This window comes from Pseudomonas sp. PDM04 (assembly GCF_014851765.1).
GTDB lineage: Bacteria > Pseudomonadota > Gammaproteobacteria > Pseudomonadales > Pseudomonadaceae > Aquipseudomonas.
Map to the genome: position 1 here is coordinate 156,705 of NZ_JACVAI010000002.1, position 22,580 is coordinate 179,284.

The 22,580-nt window shown below is 62.6% G+C and carries 20 protein-coding genes; 12 read left to right on the forward strand and 8 right to left on the reverse strand.

Going from position 1 to position 22,580, the window contains the following annotated elements:
• Positions 1–12 precede the first annotated feature (12 nt).
• Entirely contained in the window at positions 13–1,197 is a 1,185-nt protein-coding gene (locus IB249_RS07500) for a porin (RefSeq protein ID WP_192303165.1), read from the reverse strand.
• Positions 1,198–1,372: 175 nt separating this feature from the next.
• Positions 1,373–2,179: a sulfite exporter TauE/SafE family protein gene (locus tag IB249_RS07505; protein WP_192303167.1), complete on the reverse strand. Its 807-nt coding sequence runs from the start codon at positions 2,177–2,179 to the stop codon at positions 1,373–1,375.
• A 161-nt stretch (positions 2,180–2,340) separates the two neighbouring features.
• On the opposite strand from IB249_RS07505, the gene IB249_RS07510 reads away from it, so the two are divergent.
• The gene (locus IB249_RS07510; protein WP_192303169.1) at positions 2,341–3,204 is read left to right on the forward strand and encodes an MBL fold metallo-hydrolase; all 864 of its coding nucleotides are present in this window, start codon (positions 2,341–2,343) and stop codon (positions 3,202–3,204) included.
• A gap of 17 nt (positions 3,205–3,221) precedes the next feature.
• Here IB249_RS07510 and bkdR read toward each other — a convergent pair whose 3' ends face one another.
• On the reverse strand, positions 3,222–3,710 hold the full coding sequence (gene bkdR, locus IB249_RS07515; RefSeq protein WP_192303171.1) for a Bkd operon transcriptional regulator BkdR: 489 nt from the start codon (positions 3,708–3,710) through the stop codon (positions 3,222–3,224).
• Positions 3,711–3,895: 185 nt separating this feature from the next.
• Here bkdR and IB249_RS07520 point away from each other — a divergent pair, with 185 nt between their 5' ends.
• The 5 genes from IB249_RS07520 (at position 3,896) to IB249_RS07540 (ending at position 10,111) form a co-directional block, all read left to right on the forward strand.
• A complete protein-coding gene (locus IB249_RS07520) occupies positions 3,896–5,131 on the forward strand; it encodes a 3-methyl-2-oxobutanoate dehydrogenase (2-methylpropanoyl-transferring) subunit alpha (RefSeq protein ID WP_192303173.1) in 1,236 nt (411 codons plus the stop codon).
• Between the two features lies 1 nt (position 5,132).
• The gene (locus tag IB249_RS07525) at positions 5,133–6,191 is read left to right on the forward strand and encodes an alpha-ketoacid dehydrogenase subunit beta (RefSeq protein ID WP_192303175.1); all 1,059 of its coding nucleotides are present in this window, start codon (positions 5,133–5,135) and stop codon (positions 6,189–6,191) included.
• Positions 6,192–7,463 carry a dihydrolipoamide acetyltransferase family protein gene (locus tag IB249_RS07530; RefSeq protein WP_192303177.1) on the forward strand — a complete coding sequence of 424 codons (1,272 nt, stop codon included), beginning with the start codon at positions 6,192–6,194 and terminating at the stop codon, positions 7,461–7,463.
• A gap of 3 nt (positions 7,464–7,466) precedes the next feature.
• Positions 7,467–8,849, forward strand: a complete 1,383-nt coding sequence (lpdA, locus tag IB249_RS07535; protein WP_192303179.1) for a dihydrolipoyl dehydrogenase — start codon at positions 7,467–7,469, stop codon at positions 8,847–8,849.
• Between the two features lie 242 nt (positions 8,850–9,091).
• Entirely contained in the window at positions 9,092–10,111 is a 1,020-nt protein-coding gene (locus IB249_RS07540; RefSeq protein ID WP_192303181.1) for a branched-chain amino acid aminotransferase, read from the forward strand.
• Positions 10,112–10,246: 135 nt separating this feature from the next.
• Here the strand turns inward: IB249_RS07540 and IB249_RS07545 are convergent, their stop codons facing one another.
• Both IB249_RS07545 and IB249_RS07550 read right to left on the reverse strand, forming a co-directional pair.
• A complete protein-coding gene (locus IB249_RS07545; protein ID WP_192303183.1) occupies positions 10,247–11,071 on the reverse strand; it encodes a TIGR03915 family putative DNA repair protein in 825 nt (274 codons plus the stop codon).
• Positions 11,068–12,288, reverse strand: coding sequence for a putative DNA modification/repair radical SAM protein (locus IB249_RS07550; RefSeq protein WP_192303185.1), 1,221 nt, complete (start codon positions 12,286–12,288; stop codon positions 11,068–11,070). The genes IB249_RS07545 and IB249_RS07550 overlap by 4 nt, the downstream gene beginning before the upstream one ends.
• Before the next feature lie 205 nt (positions 12,289–12,493).
• Between IB249_RS07550 and IB249_RS07555 the strand changes: the two genes are divergently transcribed.
• Positions 12,494–13,525: a D-cysteine desulfhydrase family protein gene (locus tag IB249_RS07555; RefSeq protein ID WP_192303187.1), complete on the forward strand. Its 1,032-nt coding sequence runs from the start codon at positions 12,494–12,496 to the stop codon at positions 13,523–13,525.
• A 3-nt stretch (positions 13,526–13,528) separates the two neighbouring features.
• On the opposite strand, the gene IB249_RS07560 is transcribed toward IB249_RS07555, so the two are convergent.
• Positions 13,529–13,867 carry an FKBP-type peptidyl-prolyl cis-trans isomerase gene (locus IB249_RS07560; protein ID WP_192303189.1) on the reverse strand — a complete coding sequence of 113 codons (339 nt, stop codon included), beginning with the start codon at positions 13,865–13,867 and terminating at the stop codon, positions 13,529–13,531.
• Positions 13,868–14,086: 219 nt separating this feature from the next.
• On the opposite strand from IB249_RS07560, the gene IB249_RS07565 reads away from it, so the two are divergent.
• From IB249_RS07565 to IB249_RS07575, 3 genes are all read left to right on the forward strand, one after another.
• A complete protein-coding gene (locus IB249_RS07565; RefSeq protein WP_225606873.1) occupies positions 14,087–15,154 on the forward strand; it encodes a sensor domain-containing diguanylate cyclase in 1,068 nt (355 codons plus the stop codon).
• Between the two features lie 234 nt (positions 15,155–15,388).
• Positions 15,389–16,681 carry an MFS transporter gene (locus IB249_RS07570; protein WP_192303191.1) on the forward strand — a complete coding sequence of 431 codons (1,293 nt, stop codon included), beginning with the start codon at positions 15,389–15,391 and terminating at the stop codon, positions 16,679–16,681.
• A gap of 26 nt (positions 16,682–16,707) precedes the next feature.
• Positions 16,708–17,484: a substrate-binding domain-containing protein gene (locus IB249_RS07575; protein ID WP_192303193.1), complete on the forward strand. Its 777-nt coding sequence runs from the start codon at positions 16,708–16,710 to the stop codon at positions 17,482–17,484.
• Here the strand turns inward: IB249_RS07575 and IB249_RS07580 are convergent.
• Positions 17,474–18,379 (reverse strand): LysR family transcriptional regulator, encoded by a 906-nt coding sequence (locus tag IB249_RS07580; RefSeq protein WP_192303195.1) that lies wholly within the window; start codon positions 18,377–18,379, stop codon positions 17,474–17,476. The genes IB249_RS07575 and IB249_RS07580 overlap by 11 nt on opposite strands.
• A 238-nt stretch (positions 18,380–18,617) precedes the next feature.
• On the opposite strand from IB249_RS07580, the gene IB249_RS07585 reads away from it, so the two are divergent.
• A complete protein-coding gene (locus IB249_RS07585; protein ID WP_192303197.1) occupies positions 18,618–20,426 on the forward strand; it encodes a monovalent cation:proton antiporter-2 (CPA2) family protein in 1,809 nt (602 codons plus the stop codon).
• 118 nt (positions 20,427–20,544) lie between these two features.
• Positions 20,545–21,645: a DNA alkylation repair protein gene (locus IB249_RS07590; RefSeq protein ID WP_192303199.1), complete on the forward strand. Its 1,101-nt coding sequence runs from the start codon at positions 20,545–20,547 to the stop codon at positions 21,643–21,645.
• A 35-nt stretch (positions 21,646–21,680) separates the two neighbouring features.
• On the opposite strand, the gene IB249_RS07595 is transcribed toward IB249_RS07590, so the two are convergent.
• Positions 21,681–22,577 (reverse strand): LysR family transcriptional regulator, encoded by an 897-nt coding sequence (locus tag IB249_RS07595; protein WP_192303201.1) that lies wholly within the window; start codon positions 22,575–22,577, stop codon positions 21,681–21,683.
• Positions 22,578–22,580: the final 3 nt, after the last annotated feature.

A 22,580-nucleotide genomic window follows, 5' to 3' on the forward strand; every position in this document is an offset into this window, starting at 1 on the left:
CGGTTTGGCGGGCTACCAGGTCAGCACCGCACCCACGGCAAAGGTGTCGGTGTCTTCATTCTGCGCGCTGGTGTCATGGCCATTGATTTCGAACTGGTTGTACTCGGCCACCAGCTTCAGGTTGTCGTTGACGTCATGGAACAGCGCGATGCCGCGGGTCTCGTAATCCGCCCCGCTGCCGACCACGCCATTGCCGTCATCCTTGGTCTTGCCGTAGGACAGGGCCAGGCGGTTCTTGCCCAGTTTGTAGGAGCCCTGCAACAGATACCCGTCGCTGTCGACATTGCGCAAGGTCGGTTCACCCGCGTTGTTGGTGAAGAACGGGTTGATGCCCTTGGCCTGGAAACCCGAGCCGGTCAGCGACAAGCCGCCCATCTTCGCCTGTACGCCATAACCGACGCCCTTGGAGGTGACGGACTCGACCGTGGAGTCGGTGTTGTCCGAAGTCTGGTAGCTGCCGTTGAGCCAGCTGTAGATCTTCGCCCCGCCAACGTCGAACTGGTAGGTGATTTCGCTCTCGGTGCGCGGATTTTCCTGATAGGCCTTGCCGGTCGGGCTGCTGTCGTTGGTGTCCACCGGATCCATGATGCCCACCGCCACTCGCAGACCGTCCATGACCGGGGTGCGATAGGTGATCTGCGACGTCGGAAACGGATAGGGGTAACCGCTGCCGATGTTGCCGAACGAGACGCCGCCGCCATCGACCAGGCCCAGGGTGTCGCTGACCTGGCCATAACCGGCGAGCAGTTCATCCAGCAGGATGTTGGACCGGGCGAACAGGCCGAAATCCTTGCCGATCAGCACTTCGCCCCACTCCGGGTTGGCCACCGTACCGTAGAACTGACGGACGTCGATGGCGGTGTCGGTGCCGTTGGTTTCGCTGTCGTTGATGGTCACCCAGAACGACGCCCGGGCGCCGAGCTTGAGGTCGTCGACCTGCTTGCCCATGTTGAAGCCCAGGTAGTTGGGCAGGAACCCCATCTTGACCCGCGCCTGCCGACGGTCGTACTGCTCGCCCGCACGGTCGACGTCGCTGTTCACATAGAAGGCGTTGATATAGCCATCGGTGGAAAAGGTGGTCTGGTCCTTGTCGTACAGCATGATTTCGGCTTCGGCCAGGGTGCTCAGCCCGAGGCCCGACAGGCTGGCGATAAAGGCTGGCAAGTAACGACGCTTGAATTTCTTATTGTTGTGCATGACGCGCTCCGCAGCATGGGGACTGGATGTCGGAGGCGATTATCGAAAGCCGACCGGCGGCGTCATACGCTGCCTTGGAGGCGGTTATGAAGTGCTTTGGAGCGGCGCTGCCAGCTCGGCAACTTGGGCGTAGGACCGGGCCGCGACGGGGCCCGGAACTTAGGATGTAAGACCGCTAGCCCTGCGAACGGAGCAGCATATAGGCCGCGACCACCACGCACACCGTGGCGAAGCCGACCTGCAACGCCCGGGCGGGCACCCGCGCGCAGAGCCTGCGGCCGATGACCATGCCGACCACGCTCGCGGCGATGAACGCAAAGCCCAGGCCATCGATACGCACGCCGGCCTGCAACGCACCGATGACGCCAATGGCGGAAATCAGGCTGATGACCATCAGCGACGTGGCGACGATGCCGCGCATTTGCACATCGGTCAGTTGCTTGAACGCCGGGACGATCAGAAAACCGCCACCGACCCCGAGCAAACCGGACACCACCCCGGTCACCGCGCCAAGCGCCGCCAGGGTCGCGGTGCATTTGGCGGTCCAGGAAAAACGCCCGGTCTGCTGATCGAGCATGCAGTTTTTCTGGCCCCAGTTGGCGTGGCCGTGATCGCTCGGACCGTCGTCGCGGCGTTCGCGACGCAACATGCGCCAGGCCACCATGACCATCAGGCCGCTGAACAGGATCATCAGCGTCCGTTCCGCCAATTGGTGGGCGAGGTAGATGCCAAGCGGCGAAAACAGTGCCCCCAGCAACGCGATCAACAACGCCGCACGGTAGCGCACCAGGCCATGGCGCAAACCGTCGATGGCGCCGACCGCCGCCGCGCTGCCGACGGCAAAAAGGGCCACCGGCGCCGCCTGCGTCATGCTCAGGCCCAACCCCAGCACCAGCGCCGGAACCGCCAGGATGCCGCCCCCGGCGCCGGTCAACCCGAGCACCAGTCCCATGACCAGGCCAAACACACTTGCCAGCAACATAAAACACTCGAAATCCGCGAAAAGAGCCGGGAACGCCCGGTATCGATGCCTGACAGGATAGAGCCCCGGGCGTTTTTTTCACCCTTTGAATGATTCCGGGGCTGGTCAGCCCGGGGAAGATCACACTACCCTCAATGCCTGTCTCTGAAGAAACGGCCACCATGCCTGCCTTGATCGAAGCCTTCCTCGACCCCGCGTCATCCACCTACAGCTACGTGATCTACGAAGCCGAAGGCGGCCAATGTGCAATCGTCGACCCCGTGCTCGACTACGACCCCGCCGCCGGCCGCACCGCCACCACCCAGGCGGACAGGATCGTGACGTTCGTCAGGGAACACCGCTTGCAGGTGCAATGGCTGCTGGAAACCCACGCCCACGCCGATCACCTGTCCGCTGCGCCGTACCTGCGCCAGTTGCTGGGCGGCCAGATCGCCATTGGCCAGTCGATCAGCGCGGTGCAGGGGGTGTTCAAGGGCCTGTTCAACCTGGAAGCGGAATTTGCCGTGGACGGCTCGCAGTTCGATCACCTGTTCGCGCCGGACGAATCGTTCATGATCGGCAACCTCAAGGCCACCGCGCTGCATGTGCCCGGCCATACGCCGGCGGACATGGCCTACCTGATCGACAGCGACGTGATCCTGGTGGGCGATACGTTGTTCATGCCGGATGTCGGCACGGCGCGTTGCGACTTCCCCGGCGGCAATGCCAACCAGTTGTTTGCCTCGATCCGCAAACTCCTGGCCTTCCCCGCCGGCGTGCGCCTGTACGTGTGCCACGACTACCCGCCCGAGGGACGCGAGCACCAATGCCAGACCACCGTGGGCGAGCAGCGCAAGCGCAACATTCACGTGCGCGACGGCATCGATGAAGCGACCTTCGTCGCCATGCGCACCGGGCGCGACGCCGGTTTGGGCATGCCGACCCTGCTGCTGCCGGCCATTCAGGTCAATGTGCGCGCCGGGCATTTGCCGCCCGCCGAAGACAACGGCGTCACCTACCTGAAAATCCCGCTGAACAAGCTCTGATCGACACACTGGCCGGGTCAAGCCCCCAGCGTCAGGCCATTGGCCGGTAACGGCAGCGCGGTCTTGTAGCGCACCTGCTTAAGCGCAAAACTCGAGCGGATGTTGGCCACCCCCGGGACTTTGGTGAGGAAGTCCATCATGAAGCGCTCCAGCGACTGAATGCTCGGCACCAGCACCCGGATCAGGTAGTCCGGGTCACCCGCCATCAGATAGCACTCCATCACTTCCGGGCGATCCGAGATCGCTTCCTCGAAATGCTGCAAGGCCCGTTCGACCTGCTTTTCCAGGCTGACATGGATGAACACATTCACGTGCAGCCCCAGCAGGTCGGCGTCCAGCAGCGTCACCTGCTCGCGGATCACCCCCAGCTCTTCCATGGCCTTGACCCGGTTGAAGCACGGCGTGGGCGACAGGTTGACCGAACGGGCCAGGTCGGCGTTGGTGATGCGCGCATTCTCCTGGAGGCTGTTGAGAATGCCGATGTCGGTACGGTCCAGTTTGCGCATAAGACAAAATCACCTGATTTTTATGTTTGTGCAGATTTTTTATCCCCAAATGGTCGCCAACGCAACGAAACACAGATAAATATTCTCCTGCGCCGGGCCTATGATGTTTGTAGGACAAGATTTCCATCACCGTGGAATGACAGTCAGCTCACTACAAGAAATTCACAAGATCGAGCGTAGAAGCCATGAACCAAGCGTACGAACCGCTGCGCCTGCACGTTCCCGAACCTTCGGGCCGCCCAGGCTGCAAGACCGACTTCTCCTACCTGCGCCTGACTGACGCCGGTACGGTGCGCAAACCCGCCATCGACGTCGAACCTGCCGATACCGCCGACCTGGCCCGCGGACTGATTCGCGTGCTCGATGACGAGGGCAATGCCCTGGGTCCCTGGGCCGAAGACATCCCGGTCGAGATCCTGCGCAAAGGCATGCGCGCCATGCTCAAGACGCGGATCTACGACAACCGCATGGTAGTTGCCCAGCGCCAGAAGAAAATGTCGTTCTACATGCAGAGCCTTGGCGAAGAAGCCATCGGCAGCGCCCAGGCCCTGGCGTTGAACATCGACGACATGTGCTTCCCGACCTACCGTCAGCAAAGCATCCTGATGGCCCGTGAAGTGCCGCTGGTGGACCTGATCTGCCAACTGCTGTCCAACGAGAACGACCCGCTCAAGGGCCGCCAGTTGCCCATCATGTACTCGGTGAAAGAGGCCGGTTTCTTCACCATCTCCGGTAACCTCGCCACCCAGTTCGTCCAGGCGGTGGGCTGGGGCATGGCCTCGGCGATCAAGGGCGACACCAAGATCGCTTCGGCCTGGATCGGCGACGGCGCCACCGCCGAATCCGACTTCCATACCGCCCTCACCTTCGCCCACGTCTATCGGGCGCCGGTCATTCTCAACGTGGTCAACAACCAGTGGGCGATCTCCACGTTCCAGGCCATCGCCGGGGGTGAAGCCACCACCTTCGCCGGTCGCGGCGTCGGCTGCGGCATCGCCTCCCTGCGGGTCGACGGCAACGACTTTGCCGCGGTGTACGCCGCGTCCCGCTGGGCCGCCGAACGCGCCCGCCGCAATCTCGGCCCGACCATGATCGAATGGGTCACCTACCGAGCCGGCCCGCATTCCACCTCCGACGATCCGTCCAAATACCGTCCTGCCGACGACTGGAGCTGTTTCCCGCTGGGCGACCCGATTGCGCGCCTCAAGCAGCACCTGGTGAAAATCGGCCACTGGTCCGAGGAAGAACACACTGCAGTCAGTGCCGAACTCGAAGCCGAAGTCATCGCCGCGCAGAAAGCCGCCGAACAATACGGCACCCTCGCCGGTGGCCGGATTCCAAGCGCCGCGACCATGTTCGAAGACGTCTACAAAGAGATGCCGGAGCACTTGAAGCGCCAGCGTCAGCAGCTGGGGATCTGACATGAACGATCACAACAACAATATTCAGCTGGATACCGCCATGACCACGACCACCATGACCATGATCCAGGCCCTGCGCTCGGCCATGGATGTGATGCTTGAGCGTGACGATAACGTCGTGGTGTTCGGTCAGGACGTCGGCTACTTCGGCGGCGTGTTCCGTTGCACCGAAGGCCTGCAGAACAAATACGGCACTTCCCGCGTGTTCGATGCGCCGATCTCCGAAAGCGGCATCGTCGGCGTCGCCGTCGGCATGGGCGCCTACGGCTTGCGTCCGGTGGCCGAGATTCAGTTTGCCGACTACGTGTACCCGGCATCGGACCAGATCATTTCCGAAGCGGCACGCCTGCGCTACCGCTCGGCCGGCGAGTTCACCGCGCCCATGACCCTGCGCATGCCGTGCGGCGGGGGCATCTATGGCGGGCAGACCCACAGCCAGAGTATCGAGGCGATGTTCACCCAGGTCTGCGGCCTGCGCACCGTGATGCCGTCCAACCCCTACGACGCCAAGGGCCTGCTGATCGCGTCCATTGAAAACGACGACCCGGTGATCTTTCTCGAGCCCAAACGCCTGTACAACGGCCCGTTCGATGGCCACCACGAACGTCCGGTCACGCCTTGGTCGAAACACCCCGCCGCGCAAGTTCCGGACGGTTACTACACCGTGCCGCTGGACGTCGCCGCCATCACCCGCCCGGGCAAGGACGTCACGATCCTGACCTACGGCACCACGGTGTACGTGTCGCAAGTGGCGGCCGAGGAAACCGGGATCGATGCCGAAGTCATCGACCTGCGCAGCCTGTGGCCCCTGGACCTGGGAACCATCACCAAGTCGGTGAAGAAAACCGGCCGTTGCGTGATCGTTCACGAAGCGACCCGCACCTGCGGCTTCGGTGCCGAACTGGCGGCCCTGGTGCAAGAGCACTGCTTCCACTCCCTGGAAGCGCCCATCGAACGCGTCACCGGTTGGGACACCCCCTACCCGCACGCGCAGGAATGGGCGTATTTCCCTGGTCCGTCCCGAGTGGGCGCGGCTTTGCAACGGGTCATGGAGGTCTGAATGGGCACGCACGTCATTAAAATGCCGGACATTGGCGAAGGCATTGCAGAAGTTGAACTGTCGGTCTGGCACGTCAAGGTCGGCGACATGGTCGTCGAAGATCAGGTGCTGGCCGATGTAATGACCGACAAGGCGATGGTCGACATCCCTTCGCCGGTGCACGGCAAGGTCATCTCGCTGGGCGGTGTGCCGGGCGAAGTCATGGCGGTCGGCAGCGTGCTGATCAGCATCGAAGTCGAAGGCGCGGGGAACGTCAAGCCAGCCGCTGTACCTGAAGCGGCAGAGCAAACGCCGGTCGTGGCACCGGTCGTCGAAACCCGAGTGGAAAGCAAACCCGCCGCCGCGCCGGTGCCAAAAGCCGCTGTGTGCCAGGCGCCGGTGGTGGCTCGCGAAGCGGATGAACGGCCATTGGCCTCCCCGGCCGTGCGCAAGCATGCACTCGACCTGGGTATTGCGCTGCGCCTGGTGCGTGGCACCGGCCCTGCCGGACGTGTGCTGCACGAGGACCTCGAAGCCTACCTGGCGCAAGGGCAGTCGAATGCCCAGGCCGTTCCTGCCGCCTATGCCCAGCGCCACGACGAAGAACAGGTCCAGGTGATCGGCCTGCGCCGCAAGATTGCCCAGCGCATGCAGGAAGCGACCCAGCGTGCCGCGCACTTCAGTTATGTCGAGGAAATCGACGTCACGGCGGTGGAAGAGCTGCGCGCGCACCTGAACGAAAAGCATGGGGCGACCCGTGGCAAGCTGACGTTGCTGCCGTTCCTGGTCCGCGCCCTGGTCGTCGCCCTGCGCGATTTCCCGCAGATCAACGCCCGTTACGACGACGAAGCCCAGGTCATTACCCGACTTGGCGCGGTGCACGTGGGCATCGCCACTCAGGCCGACAGCGGCTTGATGGTGCCAGTGGTGCGTCACGCCGAAGCGCGCAGCCTGTGGGACAACGCCAGTGAAATCGCCCGGTTGGCCAGCGCTGCTCGCAACGGCAAAGCCAGTCGCGACGAGTTGTCCGGCTCCAGCATTACCCTGACCAGCCTTGGCGCGCTGGGCGGCATCGTCAGCACGCCGGTATTGAACCTGCCGGAAGTGGCGATCGTCGGCGTGAACAAGATCGTCGAACGGCCGATGGTGGTCAAAGGCCAGATCGTGATTCGCAAGATGATGAACCTTTCCAGTTCCTTCGATCACCGCGTGGTCGATGGCATGGACGCGGCGCAATTCATCCAGGCCGTTCGCGGCCTGCTCGAACAACCCGCTACGCTGTTCGTGGAGTAAGGCATGCAGACTTTGAACACTACCCTGCTGATCATCGGCGGCGGTCCTGGCGGTTATGTCACGGCGATTCGCGCAGGCCAGTTGGGCATTCCGACCATCGTGGTGGAAGGCCAGTCACTGGGCGGCACCTGCCTGAACATCGGCTGCATCCCCTCGAAAGCGTTGATTCACGTGGCCGAACAGTTCCACCAGACGCAACGGCACAGCCAGCATTCGGCCCTGGGCATCAGCGTCGCCGCACCGACCCTGGACATCGGCAAGAGCATCGAATGGAAGGATGGCATCGTTGATCGCCTGACCACCGGTGTTGCCGCGCTGCTGAAAAAAAACAAGGTCCAGGTGGTCCAGGGCTGGGCCAGGATCATCGACGGCAAAACCGTTGAGGTCGGCGACACCCGTATCCACTGCGAACATCTGGTGCTGGCGACCGGTTCGAAAAGCGTGAACCTGCCGATGCTGCCAATTGGCGGGCCGGTTATTTCCTCCACCGAGGCCCTGGCACCGAAGTCGCTGCCCAAGCGGATGGTCGTGGTGGGCGGTGGTTACATCGGCCTGGAGCTGGGGATTGCCTATCGCAAGCTCGGCGTCGAGGTCAGCGTGGTCGAGGCGCAGGATCGAATCCTGCCGGCCTACGACGCTGAACTGACCCAGCCAGTACACGACGAGCTGAAAAAACTCGGCGTGAAACTTTACTTGAAGCATAGCGTTCAAGCCTTTGATTCCAATAACAATACCCTGCGAGTCAGCGATCCGAACGGTGACACCCTGAACCTGGAAACCGACCAGGTCCTGGTCGCGGTCGGTCGCAAGCCGAACACCCAGGGCTGGAACCTGGAAGCGCTGAATCTCGACATGAACGGCGCGTCGATCAAGGTCGACCACCGCTGCCAGACCAGCATGCGCAATGTCTACGCCATCGGCGATGTCAGCGGCGAACCGATGCTCGCGCACCGGGCCATGGCCCAGGGTGAAATGGTTGCCGAGCTGATCAGCGGCAAAACCCGCGAATTCAACCCGACCGCCATCGCCGCCGTGTGCTTTACCGACCCGGAACTGGTCGTGGTGGGCAAGACCCCGGACGACGCCAAGGCCGCCGGCCTGGACTGCATCGTGTCGAGCTTCCCGTTCGCGGCCAACGGCCGGGCGATGACGCTGGAATCGAAAAGCGGTTTCGTGCGGGTGGTCGCTCGTCGGGACAATCACGTCATCGTGGGCTGGCAAGCGGTGGGCGTGGGCGTTTCGGAATTGTCGACGGCCTTTGCCCAGAGCCTGGAAATGGGCGCTCGCCTGGAGGACATCGCGGGCACCATTCATGCCCATCCAACCTTGGGTGAAGCCGTTCAGGAAGCGGCGTTGCGTGCTTTGGGGCATGCCTTGCATATGTGAATCATGGAAATCGGTGGCGTAGCGGCTGCCCCTTCGCGAGCAAGCCCGCTCCCACATTGACTGTGCCCTGATCCTGTGGGAGCGGGCTTGCTCGCGAATTCTTGAGGGCAACGGTATTTATCTGCCTGTGATCCGATAGTCCGGGCTGCGAAATCGCCCAAGAATGAAGTATTGTTGTGCCCATCCAAAAAACGTCAGAAGCCTTGAACCGTTTCGACGGTTGTTAAGTGATAGAGGGTGTCATGGGTAACGAAAGCATCAATTGGGACAAGTTGGGTTTTGACTACATCAAGACCGACAAACGCTATCTGTCGTACTTTCGCAACGGCGAATGGGACAAGGGCACCCTGACCGAAGATAACGTGCTGCATATCAGCGAAGGCTCCACGGCCCTTCACTATGGCCAGCAATGCTTCGAAGGCCTGAAGGCCTATCGTTGCAAGGACGGCTCGATCAACCTGTTCCGCCCGGACCAGAACGCCCAGCGCATGCAGCGCAGCTGCGCCCGGCTGCTGATGCCACAGGTCGACACCGAACAGTTCGTCGAAGCCTGCAAGGCCGTGGTCCGCGCCAACGAACGCTTCATTCCGCCTTACGGCACCGGCGGCGCGCTGTACCTGCGTCCGTTCGTGATCGGCGTGGGTGACAACATCGGCGTGCGTACCGCGCCAGAGTTCATCTTCTCGATCTTCTGCATCCCGGTCGGCGCCTATTTCAAGGGCGGCCTGACCCCGCACAACTTCGTGATTTCCTCGTACGACCGCGCCGCGCCACAAGGCACCGGTGCCGCCAAGGTCGGTGGCAACTACGCCGCCAGCCTGATGCCGGGCTCCCAGGCCAAGAAAGCCAACTTCGCCGACGCCATCTACCTGGATCCGATGACCCACTCGAAAATCGAGGAAGTCGGTTCGGCCAACTTCTTCGGGATCACCCACGACGACAAGTTCGTGACCCCGAAATCTCCATCGGTACTGCCGGGTATCACCCGTCTGTCGCTGATCGAACTGGCCAAATCGCGGTTGGGCCTGGAAGTGGTTGAAGGTGACGTGCTGATCGACAAGCTGTCGGACTTCAAGGAAGCCGGCGCCTGCGGTACCGCGGCAGTGATCACGCCAATCGGCGGCATCAGCTACAACGACCACCTGCACGTGTTCCACAGCGAAACCGAAGTCGGCCCGATCACCCAGAAGCTCTACAAGGAACTGACTGGCGTGCAAACCGGCGATGTCGAGGCGCCGGCAGGCTGGATCGTCAAGGTTTGACCTGATTCCGTCGCTGTCATGAAAAGCCCCCCATTGCCGAGGCGATGGGGGGCTTTTTTGTGTCCAAGTTGTGGGAGCGAACCTGCTCGCGATGAACACCCAGGCACTGCGGGCATTCTCGCTCCCACAGAGGAATCACTGGCCACTCTGCCCAATCCGCTTGCCGCCCCTGCCCTTGATCCCTTCGGCCTGGCCATCCTGTTGCTTGCCGGTCCGCGCCTGGGTGATCAACCCTGGAATCAATGCGCCCTCAGGCAGGTTTTTCCAGAACCTCGCAGGCAAGTGCCCCTGCATGACCTTCGGGTTGAGCCGCGCCGGATTGAAAATATGGCTGTAGTAGGTCAACCACATGTCACCGTGGGGGTCGTCGACGTTTTGCGCCAGTTGCTGCCATTGCGTCGGGCACCGGCGTTGGTAAATCAGCTGCTCACCATCGTAGTACACACCGTCCCCGGGGGTGGCGATCAGCCAACGATGGCGGCCCATGCGGCCGATGAAATGTTCGCTGGCGCTGAGCAGGATGTCATGGGCTGGCTCGTGCCATGCCACGTACTGCGGCCCCGGGTTTTGTGGCAGCGCGACAAACCGCACAAATGCATGTAAATGATGAGATTCACGTCGTATCTGCTTGATTCTTCTTTGTAATTCACTTCCAAATCGGTCGCCTGCCATCATCGCCGTGCGGTCGCCGTGACTGACCCGCCACAACACTTCGTACAGCAGGCTCCAACGCTGATCGCCCCGATAACGCGCCGCCTGTTCGAGCGTATCGAGTAAGGTTCGCGGGATGCGCGCCTGGAACGGCCCCAGGGCTTCAGGCAATGGCTCGTCACTGGCGAACAGATCCGTCACACCTTCACTGGCCCAGCTCACCCTGCTGGGGTCGACTCCATGGCTCAGCAGCCATCTCGCCTGCTGACGCCAGGTGTCGAACAGATCGTCGCAATCGAGGTTGATCATCCCCACAACCCCATTTGCTGCGGCTGCGGTCGGTCACGCATCTGCTGATACAGCAAATCGCTGGTGACCTCGGCCTGTTGCGGGTGGTAGTCGCTGGTGATGATAAACGGCTTGGCCTTGGTCAGTACGCAGCGCATGCGCGCCAGGTCCTCGTAACGAATCCGTCGCTGGCGGCGCAGTTCCACCAGACGCTCGGTGGTGCGCAGGCCGATACCGGGAATCCGCGCGATCAGCGTCGCCTCGGCGCGGTTGAGGTCCAGGGGAAACACGTCGCGGTTGGCCAGCGCCCAGGCCAGCTTGGGGTCAATATCGAGCGCCAGGTGCCCCGGCCCCTTGAACAGCTCCCCCGCGCTGAAGCCGTAACTGCGCAACAGAAAATCCGCCTGGTACAAGCGATGCTCGCGCATCAGCGGCGGCGCCGCCAGGGGCACGCTTTTCGGGCTGTTGGGGATCGGGCTGAAGGCCGAGTAATACACGCGGCGCAGACGATAGTTGCCGTACAGCGCCTGGGCGCTGTGGAGAATGGTGCTGTCGTCGGTCTCGTCGGCACCGACGATCATTTGCGTGCTCTGCCCGGCCGGCGCGAATTTCGCTGCTCGGGGTTCGTTGAGCACGGTTTGCTCACCGGTGTAGATGGTCTGCATCGCCTGGCGGATCGAGCCCAGCTGCTTCTCCGGGGCCAGGGTCTGCAGGCTGGCATCGGTGGGCAATTCGATGTTGACGCTCAGCCGATCGGCATAGCGCCCCGCTTCCTCGATCAGTGCCGGATCGGCTTCGGGAATGGTCTTGAGGTGGATGTAGCCGCGAAATTCATGCTCTTCACGCAGCAGTTTCGCCACGCGAACCAACTGTTCCATGGTGTAGTCCGCCGAACGAATGATCCCGGAACTGAGAAACAGCCCGCTGATGCAGTTGCGCCGGTAGAAATCCAGGGTCAGCTTCACCACTTCCTCGGGTGTGAACCGCGCCCTGGGCACATCGCTGGAGCGGCGATTGACGCAATACTGGCAGTCGTAGAGACAAAAGTTGGTCAACAATACCTTCAGCAGCGACACACAGCGCCCGTCCGGGGTGTAGCTGTGGCAAATGCCCATGCCATCGGTGGCGCCCAGGCCGCTTTTGCCTTCGGAGCTGCGCTTCGGTGCGCCGCTGCTGGCGCAGGAAGCGTCGTACTTGGCGGCGTCGGCAAGGATGCCGAGCTTGTCGATGAGTTCCATGGGATCGGCCCTATACTGTTTGTACATACAGTATAGCGTCGACCTCCTGCGCACAAGCCAGCCACGGACCCTTGGTCGGGTCAGCAGTCGCACAAGCGTGGCTCATTCATTACATCAGGTTAAAGCTGTTATGACTGGCACAGCGTTTATCGCCCGCGCCGTTCTCCCTACAGTCAGGTGAATAACCGTCAACGAGGCGCCATCGATGCACACCCCACTGGACAAGTCCCTGAACGCTTTTGCCCGAGCCGACCTGCTGCAAGGTTCGACGCCCATTCAACGGGCCGAACGACTGGAACGACTGCTGGGTCTGGATACGCAGGGCATTGGCCTGTTTCTCAAGCGTGACGACCATATGTCCCTGGGCGGCGGTGGCAACAAGCTGCGCAAACTTGAATTTCATCTCGGCGCGGCGCAGCAGGCCGGCGTCGATACGATCATCACCGTCGGCGGCGTCCAATCCAACCATGCACGCCTGACTGCCGCCGCCTGTGCCCGTCTGGGCATGGCCTGCGAACTGATCCTGACTCGCTCGGTGCCCAAGACCGATGTGGACTACGAACTCAACGGCAACGTGTTGCTCGATCAATTGTTTGGCGCCGAGCTCCAGGTGCTGAACGCGGGCGCCGACGCACTCGCCCTGGCGGAAACACGGGCCGCGCAATTGCGTGACGCTGGGCGCCAGGTACGGGTGATTCCCATGGGCGGCTCGACTCCGCTGGGCAGTCTGGGCTATGCCCGCTGTGCCGCAGAGATCGCACGCCAGGAGAGCGAGCTCGGCCTCACCTTCAACCAGGTCGTGGTGCCCAACGGCAGCGCCGGCACCCACGCCGGGCTGGCCGCCGGTTTCCAGTTGCTGGGACGCGGCACATCGATCGTCAAGTCTTATTCGGTGCTGTCGGACAGTCAGTCTTCGGCCACGCGCACCCTGAACCTGACCTGGGACACCCTGGCATTACTGGACAGCCATGCCAGCCCGACGGCCGAGGAGATCGTCATTGACGGCAGCCAATTGGGCGCCGGTTACGGCCTGCCGACCCACGCCATGCAGGACGCCGTGCGCCTGATGGCCCGCGCCGAAGGCTTACTGATCGATCCGGTGTACTCCGGCAAAGCCTTTGCCGGCCTGCTGGCCGACCTACGGCAAGGGCATTTCCGCCCCGGCGACAATGTGCTGTTCGTCATGACGGGCGGCACCCCGGGGCTGTACGCCTATCGGGAAACTTTTCAGGCCTAGGGCTCAATCATCCCGCGTCAGCACTTCGAGCAATTCAATCTCGAAAATCAGGTTCGAATTCGGCGTGATCTTGCCCATGGTGCGTTCGCCATAGGCCAGATGCGCCGGCACCAGCAGTTTGCGCTTGCCACCGACCTGCATGCCCATGATGCCCAGATCCCAGCCCTTGATCACCCGCCCGGTGCCAATCACGCACTGGAACGGTTTGCCCCGGCTGTAGGAAGAATCGAACTCGGTGCCGTCTTCCAGCCAGCCGCGATACTGGGTTGTGATCAGCGCGCCTTTGACAGCGGTTTTGCCGTCACCCGGTTCGATGTCGATGATCTGCAGTTCGTCGTTCATGCTTCCACTCATTCACTGTCACCCAGCTACGGGCGCGGACGCAGGTTTTCGCAGAAATTGCCTTCGAAGGCAATCCATCGAGCCGAGGCCGTTGCACCTGCGCCCATGACCGTCGACCTGTCGCGCTCACTCGCGGAGCGGATTGTGTCAGGGCCGTTGCTGCAATTGCGCGGATGTCTGGTCTACCATATGCGCAATGACCCGCAATGATGGCTCGCCATGATGGCACCTGTTTTCATCTGGATCAGCGCAGCACTCGCCGCAACGGTGTTGTTCCTGGTCGCCCTGTTGATCTGGCGCGAGCGTTCGCTGCGCAAGCAGTTGGCCGAATGTCGAGCGCTGCTTGCCGGTTTTCCCGAACGCCAGGCCAGCCCGGAGAAAGGCGACGTCGAACGCTACAAGCGCAGCCAATATTTCGCCCGCATCGGCACCTGGGACTGGGATGTCGACACGGAACGCCTGTACTGGTCAGACGCGATCTTCGGCATGTTCGGGTTCAAGATCGGCGAAGTCGTGCCCTCCTACGCCCTGTTTTGCAGCTGCGTGCACCCCGAGGACAGGGAAAGGGTGCGGGCCGGCGAACTGCGTTGCCTGGAAACCGGCGAGAATCATGACGAGGAGTACCGGGTCATCTGGCCCGACGGCACCATTCGCTGGCTGCGCGAAACCGGTAATGTGGTGAAAAACGCCCACGACGAAACGATCAAGATGATGGGGGTGGTGCGTGACATCACTGAAGAAAAAGCCTCTGCCAGCTACTTGCAGCACCTGGCCCACTTCGATCCGTTGACCGGCCTGCCCAATCGCCTGGTGCTCGAGGAGCGTCTGTCCAGTGCGCTGGAACAGGCGCGAACCAGCAACACGCGGGTGGCGCTGGTGTTCATCGACCTCAACGGTTTCAAGACCATCAACGACCGTTACGGCCATGCGGCCGGCGACCGCGTGCTCGTCACCATGGCCACACGCCTGAAGCGGGTATTGCGCTCGACCGACACCGTCGCCCGGATCGGTGGCGACGAGTTCGTGGTCATCCTCCAGGGCCTGCCGAAGGCCGGCAGCCTGCAGGACGAGGCGCGCGTGATCTGCCAGAAGATCTTCGTCGAACTCTCACCCCCCATCGCCATCGGCAGCGAGCACCGCCATATCGGCACCAGCCTCGGCGTCGCCGTGTTCCCGGACCATGCGCCAAGCATGGACCGCCTGATTCACATTGCCGACCTGGCGATGTATGAGGCCAAGCGCAGCGGGAACAACCAGTATCGGCTGGGTGGGCAGACGGTCTGTTGACGTCGCTCCGAGTGAAGTGCCTGACCTGGCAACCTGGCTGACGCGCAGTCCATCGCGAGCAGGCTCGCGTTGTTCGAAAGGGCATCGGCTCTCAACCATTGATCCGCCTTGCGCATCAATGCATGCCAACAATGCACTTATCATATCGATCTCCCTGTTCCACCATTCGCCTCAATAAGAACCGTGCGCCGCGACCAGGTGGTGCACGTCATAACAGCGGTGGAGTACAGGTCAATGACTGCAGCAATCCCTTCCGGGCGTTCCCGCGCCGGCGCCATTTTCCGAGTGACATCGGGCAATTTCCTCGAACAGTTCGATTTCTTCCTTTTCGGCTTCTACGCCACACAGATCGCCGCCGTGTTTTTCCCGGCCAGCAGCGAATTCGCCTCGTTGATGATGACCTTTGCCGTGTTCGGCGCGGGCTTCCTGATGCGACCGCTGGGCGCGGTGGTGCTCGGCGCCTATATCGATGACGTCGGTCGACGCAAAGGCCTGATCGTCACGCTGTCGATCATGGCCAGCGGTACGATCCTGATCGTGCTGGTGCCCGGCTACGAAACCATCGGCCTGTTCGCCCCGGCCATCGTGCTGGTCGGCCGCTTGCTGCAGGGTTTCTCGGCCGGCGCGGAAATGGGGGGCGTCTCGGTGTACCTCGCGGAAATCGCCACGCCCGGCAACAAGGGCTTTTTCACCAGTTGGCAGTCGGGCAGCCAGCAAGTGGCAATTATCGTCGCGGCAGCCCTGGGTTACGGGCTGAACCAGTGGATGGCGCCGGCGATGATTGCCGATTGGGGCTGGCGTATTCCGTTCTTCGTGGGTTGCATGATCGTGCCGTTCATTTTCTTCCTGCGTCGCAACCTGGAGGAAACCGAAGAGTTCGCCAAGCGCAAGCACCGGCCGCGCATGGGCGATGTGTTCCGCACGCTGGCGCAAAACTGGGCGCTGGTGCTGGCCGGGATGATGATGGTCGCCTTGACCACCACGGCGTTCTACCTGATCACCGTCTACGCGCCGACCTTCGGCAAGACCGTGCTGCACCTGAGCACCTCGGATGCGCTGCTGGTGACCCTGCTGGTCGGTGTGTCGAATTTCTTCTGGTTGCCGATTGGCGGGGCATTGTCTGACCGTGTCGGCCGACGCCCGGTGCTGATCGCCATGGCGCTGCTGACACTGGCCACGGTCTACCCGGCGCTGACCTATCTGGTCAATGCACCCAGCTTCGTCAACATGCTGGTGGTGCTGCTGTGGCTGTCGTTCCTTTACGGCCTGTACAACGGCGCGATGATCCCGGCGCTGACGGAAATCATGCCGACCGAAGTGCGCGTCGCCGGTTTCTCCCTGGCGTACAGCCTGGCAACGGCCGTGTTCGGTGGTTTCACCCCGGCGATGTCGACCTTCCTGATCCAGTACACCGGTGACAAGGCCGCACCCGGCTACTGGATGAGTTTTGCTGCGCTCTGTGCCCTGTGCGCGACGCTGTATCTGTATCGCCGCGCCTCTGGCCGCCTGCAACCGGCGATGTCCTGAACCCGACCTTTTTCGAGAGACTGAACATGAAAAAACCATTCAACCTCGCCGCCCTGGCGCTGATGGCCAGCCTGGGCCTGAGCAGCCTGGCCCAGGCCGAAGAAATCCGCGTCATGACCTCGGGCGGCTTCACTGCCGCCTACAAGGTCCTCGGCCCGAAGTTCGCCGCCTCCACCGGCAATACCCTTGACACCGCCCTGGGCCCCTCGATGGGCAAGGCGCCGGAAGCCATCCCCAATCGCCTGGCCCGTGGCGAGAAAGCCGATGTGGTGATCATGGTCGGCTACGCCCTCGATGACCTGATCAAGCAAGGCAAGGTCGACCCGGCATCCCGCGTCGAGCTGGCCGATTCGCGGATCGGCCTGGTGGTGCGCGAAGGCGCGCCAAAGCCGGACATCAGCTCAGAGGCGGGCCTCAAAAAGACCCTGCTCGACGCGAAGTCCGTCGCCTACTCCGACAGTGCCAGCGGCGTGTACATCGAGAGTCAGTTGTTCAAGCGCCTGGGCATCGAGGAGCAGTTGAAGCCCAAGTCGGCGATGGTCCCGAAAATCCCGGTGGGCTCGGTGGTCGCCACCGGCGACTACCAACTGGGCTTCCAGCAGGTCAGCGAATTGCTGCCGGTGCCGGGGGTCAGCTTCGTGGCGAAGATTCCGGAGTCGCTGCAGTCGGTGACGCGTTTCGCCGCCGGCATTCCGGTCGGCGCACAACACCCGGCGCAAGCCCGGGCGCTGCTGGACTACCTGGCGTCCCCGGTGGCGCAAGCGGATGTGAAAGCCACGGGGCTGGATTCGGTCACTCGCTGACCTCGACCTTCATCTGCACCACCAGGCGCTCCAGTTCCAGCGCCGCCGGGGTCAACGTACGGCCCCGGCGCTTGATGATCCCGACACTGCGCATCACCTGCGGCTCGGTCAACGGCACCCGGGTCAGGATCGGGTGGTCCGCCGCCGGCATGGCCATCAGCGGCACTGCCGCCACGCCCAGCCCCGCCTCCACCAGACCGATCATCGTCGTCACATGCCGGGTCTCGCAGATGCTCTGGCGCTGCGGCACGATGCCCGTCAGCGCCTGGTCCAGCAGAAAGCGGTTGCCCGAGGTTTTATCCAGCGATATGTAATCCTGCCGGTAAAACTCGTCCCAGGTGACGCTGCTGCGGCCCGCCAGCGGATGATCGCGGCGGCAGGCAACGACATAGCCCTCCTGCACCAGCGGCTCGAAGTCCACTTCAGCCTCCAGGGTGCCCATGAAACTCAGGCCGAAATCCGCTTCGCCATTGACCACGGCGCTCAATACATCGTGGGCGCTGGAGTCGAGGACCTTGACTTTGATCCGCGGAAACTGGCGGTGGTAATGGGCGACGACCCGCGGCATGAAGTAATACGCCGCCGACGGGACGCAAGCGACCGTGACGTGGCCAAGCCGGGTCGAGGCGACTTCGCTGATGCCCAGCAGGGCGACATCCAGGTCATCCAGCAAGCGTTCGACGCTGGGCATGAAGCCGCGACCGGCCTGAGTCAGGCTGACCTTGCGCGTGGTGCGTTCGAACAACCTGACGCCGAGGGCGTCTTCGAGCTTCTCGATGCGCCGGCTCAGGGCGGGCTGGGAGATGCGCACAGCGTCGGCGGCCTTGCGAAAACTGCCCTGTTCGACCACGGCGCGAAAGGCTTGCAGGTCATTGAGGTCGAAGTTGATGGCCATGCGGCAGGCTCGGGGGCGTTGGAAAGATTGATCAGTTTATCCTATGAATGTAACTTTTTAATGCAAAATGTAACTGAGTTTGTGACGTTTGCGTGGTCCTCATCGCGAGCAGGCTCACTTCCACAGGCCTGCGCCGGTCTCGTGGGAGCGAGCCTGCTCGCGATGGCGGTTGCTGACGCAAAGCGCTTCACCCTTTATTCTTCCCGCCCCCCGCCTCACCGAGTTCTGGAGTTTCGTCATGCCCCATGAAGGCAACCTGTTACAAGCCGCTGTCGTGTTTCTGTTCGCGGCGGTGCTCACCGTTCCTTTGGCCAAGCGCCTGCAACTGGGGGCGGTGCTGGGCTACCTGTTTGCCGGGGTGATTATCGGGCCTTCGGTGCTGGGACTGGTTGGTAACCCGCAAAGCGTCAGTCATATTTCCGAACTGGGCGTGGTGTTGCTGCTGTTCATCATCGGCCTCGAGCTGTCGCCACGGCGCTTGTGGGTGATGCGCAAGTCGGTGTTTGGCGTGGGGCTTGCGCAGGTGTTGTTGACCGGCTCGGTCATTGGTGTCGTCGCGCTGTTCCTGTTTGGCCAGCCGTTGAACAGCGCCATCGTGCTCGGACTGGGCCTGGCCCTGTCGTCCACCGCCTTCGGCCTGCAAAGCCTGGCCGAACGCAAGGAGCTGACCAGTCCCCACGGGCGGCTGGCATTCGCGATCCTGTTGTTCCAGGACATCGCCGCGATCCCCTTGATCGCCATGGTGCCGCTGCTGGCGGGCGGCGATCACACCACCAGCGCTGCCGAGGACATCAACCATGGCCTGCGGGTGCTGGGCAGCATCGCCGTGGTCGTGATCGGCGGTCGCTACCTGCTGCGGCCGGTGTTTCGCGTGGTGGCTCGCACCGGGCTGCCGGAAGTCTCCACCGCCACCGCCTTGCTGGTGGTGATCGGCACCGCGTGGCTGATGGACCTGGTCGGCGTGTCCATGGCGCTGGGCGCCTTCCTGGCCGGGCTGCTGCTCGCCGATTCGGAGTATCGCCACGAACTGGAAGCACAGATCGAACCCTTCAAGGGCCTGCTGCTGGGCCTGTTTTTCATCAGCGTGGGCATGGGCGCCAATCTGAGTTTGCTGCTCAGCGCACCGATCACGGTGTTGGGGCTGACCCTGCTGCTGATCGCCATCAAGCTGCCGCTGCTGTTTGTGGTCGGCCGGCTGGCTGGCGGTCTGGGCAAGGTCAGCGCGATCCGCCTGGGTATCATATTGGCGGCGGGCGGTGAGTTCGCCTTCGTAGTGTTCAAGATCGGTCGCGACCAGGGCCTGTTCGAACCACGTCTGTACGATCTGCTGGTGCTGACGATCACCCTGTCCATGGCCGTGACGCCGCTGTTGCTGCTGGTTTGCGCGCGCCTGGTCAGCCCTAAGGTGCAGCCGGTGGTGGTACCGGAAAAATTCCGCGAGATCGACACCGACGAACCCCGCGTGGTTATTGCCGGCATGGGCCGGATGGGCCAGATCATTGCCCGTATCCTGCGGGCACAGAACATCAAGTTCGTCGCCCTCGACACATCGGTGGAAACCATCGAACTGTCGCGCAGCTTTGGGGGCGTACCGGTGTTCTACGGCGACCCGATGCGCCCGGAAATCCTCAGTGCCGCGAAGGTCGAACAGGCGGAGTATTTCATCATCGCCACCGATGATCCGGATGCCAACATCAAGACCGCCGAGGTGGTGCACCGCCTGTACCCGCACATCAAGATCATCGCCCGCGCCCGGAACCGTCAGCACGTGCACCGTCTGGTCGACCTGGGCGCCGAGGCGATTCGCGAAACCTATTATTCAAGCCTGGAAATGAGTCGGCGCACGCTGATCGGCCTGGGCCTGACCCAAGCGCAGGCCGATGCCCGGATCAAGCGCTTCAAGCACCACGATGAGCAGGTGCTGGAAGCCCAGCATGCGGTGTATGACGATGCGGCGAAGGTGTTGCAAACGGCCCAGGAAGCGCGGGCCGAGCTGGCCAAGTTGTTTGAGTCGGATCAGCTTGAGGAGCAGTCGGCGAAGAACTGAGTCATCCTTGAGGCCGCCATCGCGAGCAGGCTCGCTCCCACAGAGGTCTGCGCCGTCCTTGCTCGCGATGGCGTTCCGAGAAGCGTAACGATGAACCGACATTTTTCAAGGAAAACCCATGGCAACTGACCAACCCGCCCCGGCCCTCAAGGAAATCTTCAACGCCGAGCGTCTCACGCACATCGCCACCGAGATGAGCGCGGTCTATCCCGAATTCGACGCCCGGGCCTTCCTGAAAATGGCCAACGACGGACTGGCCGAGCTGTCGATCATGCAGCGCATGGCGCGGGTCAGCGAGTGCCTGCATGCGACACTGCCGATGAGCTACGAAGCTTCGCTCGAGGTGTTGCGCGCCCTTGCCCCGCGCCTGAACAGTGGCTTCGTCAGCGTCTCGCTGCCGCATTACGTCGCGACCTACGGCCGCCATGCCTTCGAGTCGTCCATGGAGGCGCTGAAGTACTTCACCACCTTCGGCTCGGCGGAATTCGCCATCCGTTTTTTCCTGCGCAGCGATTTCGAGCGCACCCTGGCCGTCATGCAGGCGTGGTCGCTGGACGAAAACGAACACGTTCGGCGCCTCGCCAGCGAGGGTTGCCGGCCGCGCCTGCCGTGGTCGTTTCGGCTCGAGCAGGTTCAGGCCGACCCACGCCTGGCGGCCGCGATACTGGACAACCTCAAGGCCGACGACAGCCTCTATGTGCGCAAGTCGGTGGCCAACCACCTCAACGACATCACCAAGGATCACCCCGACTGGGTGCTGGACACCCTCGAAGGCTGGTCACTGGACAACAAACACACCGCGTGGATCGCCAGGCACGCGCTGCGCAGCCTGATCAAGCAGGGCCACCCGCGTGCATTGGCAATCATCGGCGCCGGTGGCAAGCCCGAAGTCGAGATCATCGATGTCAAGGTCGAACCGGCGGTCATTGCGCTCGGGGAAAAAATCACCCTGTCGTTCACGGTCAGGTCCACGGTCGAGAACAGCCAAAGGCTGGTGATCGACTACGCCATCGACTACGTGAAAGCCAACGGCAGCACCTCGGCGAAGGTGTTCAAGCTCAAGGCCCTGACCCTGCCGGGCAAGGCCCGCGAGTTCCTCACGCGGGGCCAGCACATCAAGGAACTGACCACCCGTCGGCATTACGCGGGCCGACACGCGGTGCATGTCCTGGTGAACGGCGAGCGGCTGGCGAGCACTGCGTTCGAGATCCTTTCCTGAGTAACCGCTTTTGCAGGAGCGTCGACCGGCGGCGCCTAAGGTTGATCGGCGCCCAGCAGTAGCGCCTGTTCGCGTTCACACAGCTCGACCACGTAATCCCACATCACCCGCAGTCGCACGGACTTGTGCAGTTCGCGGCGGGTGCTGATCCAGTAGCTGCGCAGGATGCTTTCCTCCGGGAACAGCGGCACCAGTTGCGGGTCGCCACTGGCCATGTAGCACGGCAGCACCGCAATCCCCATGCCTGAACGTGCCGCCTGTTGCTGGGCGATCACGCTGGTGCTGTGAAAGACCACCTGCGGGTTGCGGCAGAAGCTGTTGAGAAACATCAGTTCCTGGCTGAACAGCAAGTCATCGACATAACCGATCCACGCCTGTCGGCCGAGGTCTTCACGACTGCGCAGCGGCGGTGCGCGGTCGAGATAGGCCTGGCTGGCGTACAGCGCCAGCCGATAATCGGTCAGTTTGCGCGTGACCAACATGTCGGCCGACGGGCGTTCGAGGTGGATGCTGATTTCCGCCTCGCGGTTGAGGATGCTGACGAATCGCGGCACCGCCACCAGTTCCACCTCCAACCCCGGGTAGCGTTCGAACAGCCCGTTCATGCGGCTGGTGAGGAACATGATGCCCAACCCTTCGGTCACACCGACGCGAATCTTGCCCAGCGGCGCGGTGGATTGGGTGATCTCTTCCTGGGCCAGCAGCGCGACGTTTTCCATCGCTTCGGCATGCTTGAGCAGCGCCTCGCCGGCCGGCGTCAGCTCATAGCCCTGGGCATGCTGGACGAACAGTGCGGTGCCGAGGCTCTTTTCGATGGCCTCGATATGCCGGGCCACGGTGGCGTGGGTGGTGTGCAAGCGGCGTGCGGCAGTGAGCAAACGCCCGCTGCGCTGTAGCTCGAGAAAAAACCGCAGGTCATTCCAGTCGAACATGAA

Excerpts from the sequence above, each read along its gene's own strand:
- IB249_RS07545 (WP_192303183.1), bottom strand. The coding sequence starts at position 11,071 with ATGATCAACCTCGATTGCGACGATCTGTTCGACACCTGGCGTCAGCAG.
- IB249_RS07500 (WP_192303165.1), bottom strand. The coding sequence starts at position 1,197 with ATGCACAACAATAAGAAATTCAAGCGTCGTTACTTGCCAGCCTTTATC.
- IB249_RS07525 (WP_192303175.1), top strand. The coding sequence starts at position 5,133 with ATGAACGATCACAACAACAATATTCAGCTGGATACCGCCATGACCACG.
- IB249_RS07540 (WP_192303181.1), top strand. The coding sequence starts at position 9,092 with ATGGGTAACGAAAGCATCAATTGGGACAAGTTGGGTTTTGACTACATC.
- bkdR (WP_192303171.1), bottom strand. The coding sequence starts at position 3,710 with ATGCGCAAACTGGACCGTACCGACATCGGCATTCTCAACAGCCTCCAG.
- IB249_RS07550 (WP_192303185.1), bottom strand. The coding sequence starts at position 12,288 with ATGGAACTCATCGACAAGCTCGGCATCCTTGCCGACGCCGCCAAGTAC.
- IB249_RS07510 (WP_192303169.1), top strand. The coding sequence starts at position 2,341 with ATGCCTGCCTTGATCGAAGCCTTCCTCGACCCCGCGTCATCCACCTAC.
- IB249_RS07580 (WP_192303195.1), bottom strand. The coding sequence starts at position 18,379 with ATGGCCATCAACTTCGACCTCAATGACCTGCAAGCCTTTCGCGCCGTG.
- IB249_RS07565 (WP_225606873.1), top strand. The coding sequence starts at position 14,087 with ATGATGGCACCTGTTTTCATCTGGATCAGCGCAGCACTCGCCGCAACG.
- IB249_RS07530 (WP_192303177.1), top strand. The coding sequence starts at position 6,192 with ATGGGCACGCACGTCATTAAAATGCCGGACATTGGCGAAGGCATTGCA.
- IB249_RS07520 (WP_192303173.1), top strand. The coding sequence starts at position 3,896 with ATGAACCAAGCGTACGAACCGCTGCGCCTGCACGTTCCCGAACCTTCG.
- lpdA (WP_192303179.1), top strand. The coding sequence starts at position 7,467 with ATGCAGACTTTGAACACTACCCTGCTGATCATCGGCGGCGGTCCTGGC.
- IB249_RS07555 (WP_192303187.1), top strand. The coding sequence starts at position 12,494 with ATGCACACCCCACTGGACAAGTCCCTGAACGCTTTTGCCCGAGCCGAC.
- IB249_RS07570 (WP_192303191.1), top strand. The coding sequence starts at position 15,389 with ATGACTGCAGCAATCCCTTCCGGGCGTTCCCGCGCCGGCGCCATTTTC.
- IB249_RS07505 (WP_192303167.1), bottom strand. The coding sequence starts at position 2,179 with ATGTTGCTGGCAAGTGTGTTTGGCCTGGTCATGGGACTGGTGCTCGGG.
- IB249_RS07560 (WP_192303189.1), bottom strand. The coding sequence starts at position 13,867 with ATGAACGACGAACTGCAGATCATCGACATCGAACCGGGTGACGGCAAA.
- IB249_RS07585 (WP_192303197.1), top strand. The coding sequence starts at position 18,618 with ATGCCCCATGAAGGCAACCTGTTACAAGCCGCTGTCGTGTTTCTGTTC.
- IB249_RS07575 (WP_192303193.1), top strand. The coding sequence starts at position 16,708 with ATGAAAAAACCATTCAACCTCGCCGCCCTGGCGCTGATGGCCAGCCTG.
- IB249_RS07590 (WP_192303199.1), top strand. The coding sequence starts at position 20,545 with ATGGCAACTGACCAACCCGCCCCGGCCCTCAAGGAAATCTTCAACGCC.
- IB249_RS07595 (WP_192303201.1), bottom strand. The coding sequence starts at position 22,577 with ATGTTCGACTGGAATGACCTGCGGTTTTTTCTCGAGCTACAGCGCAGC.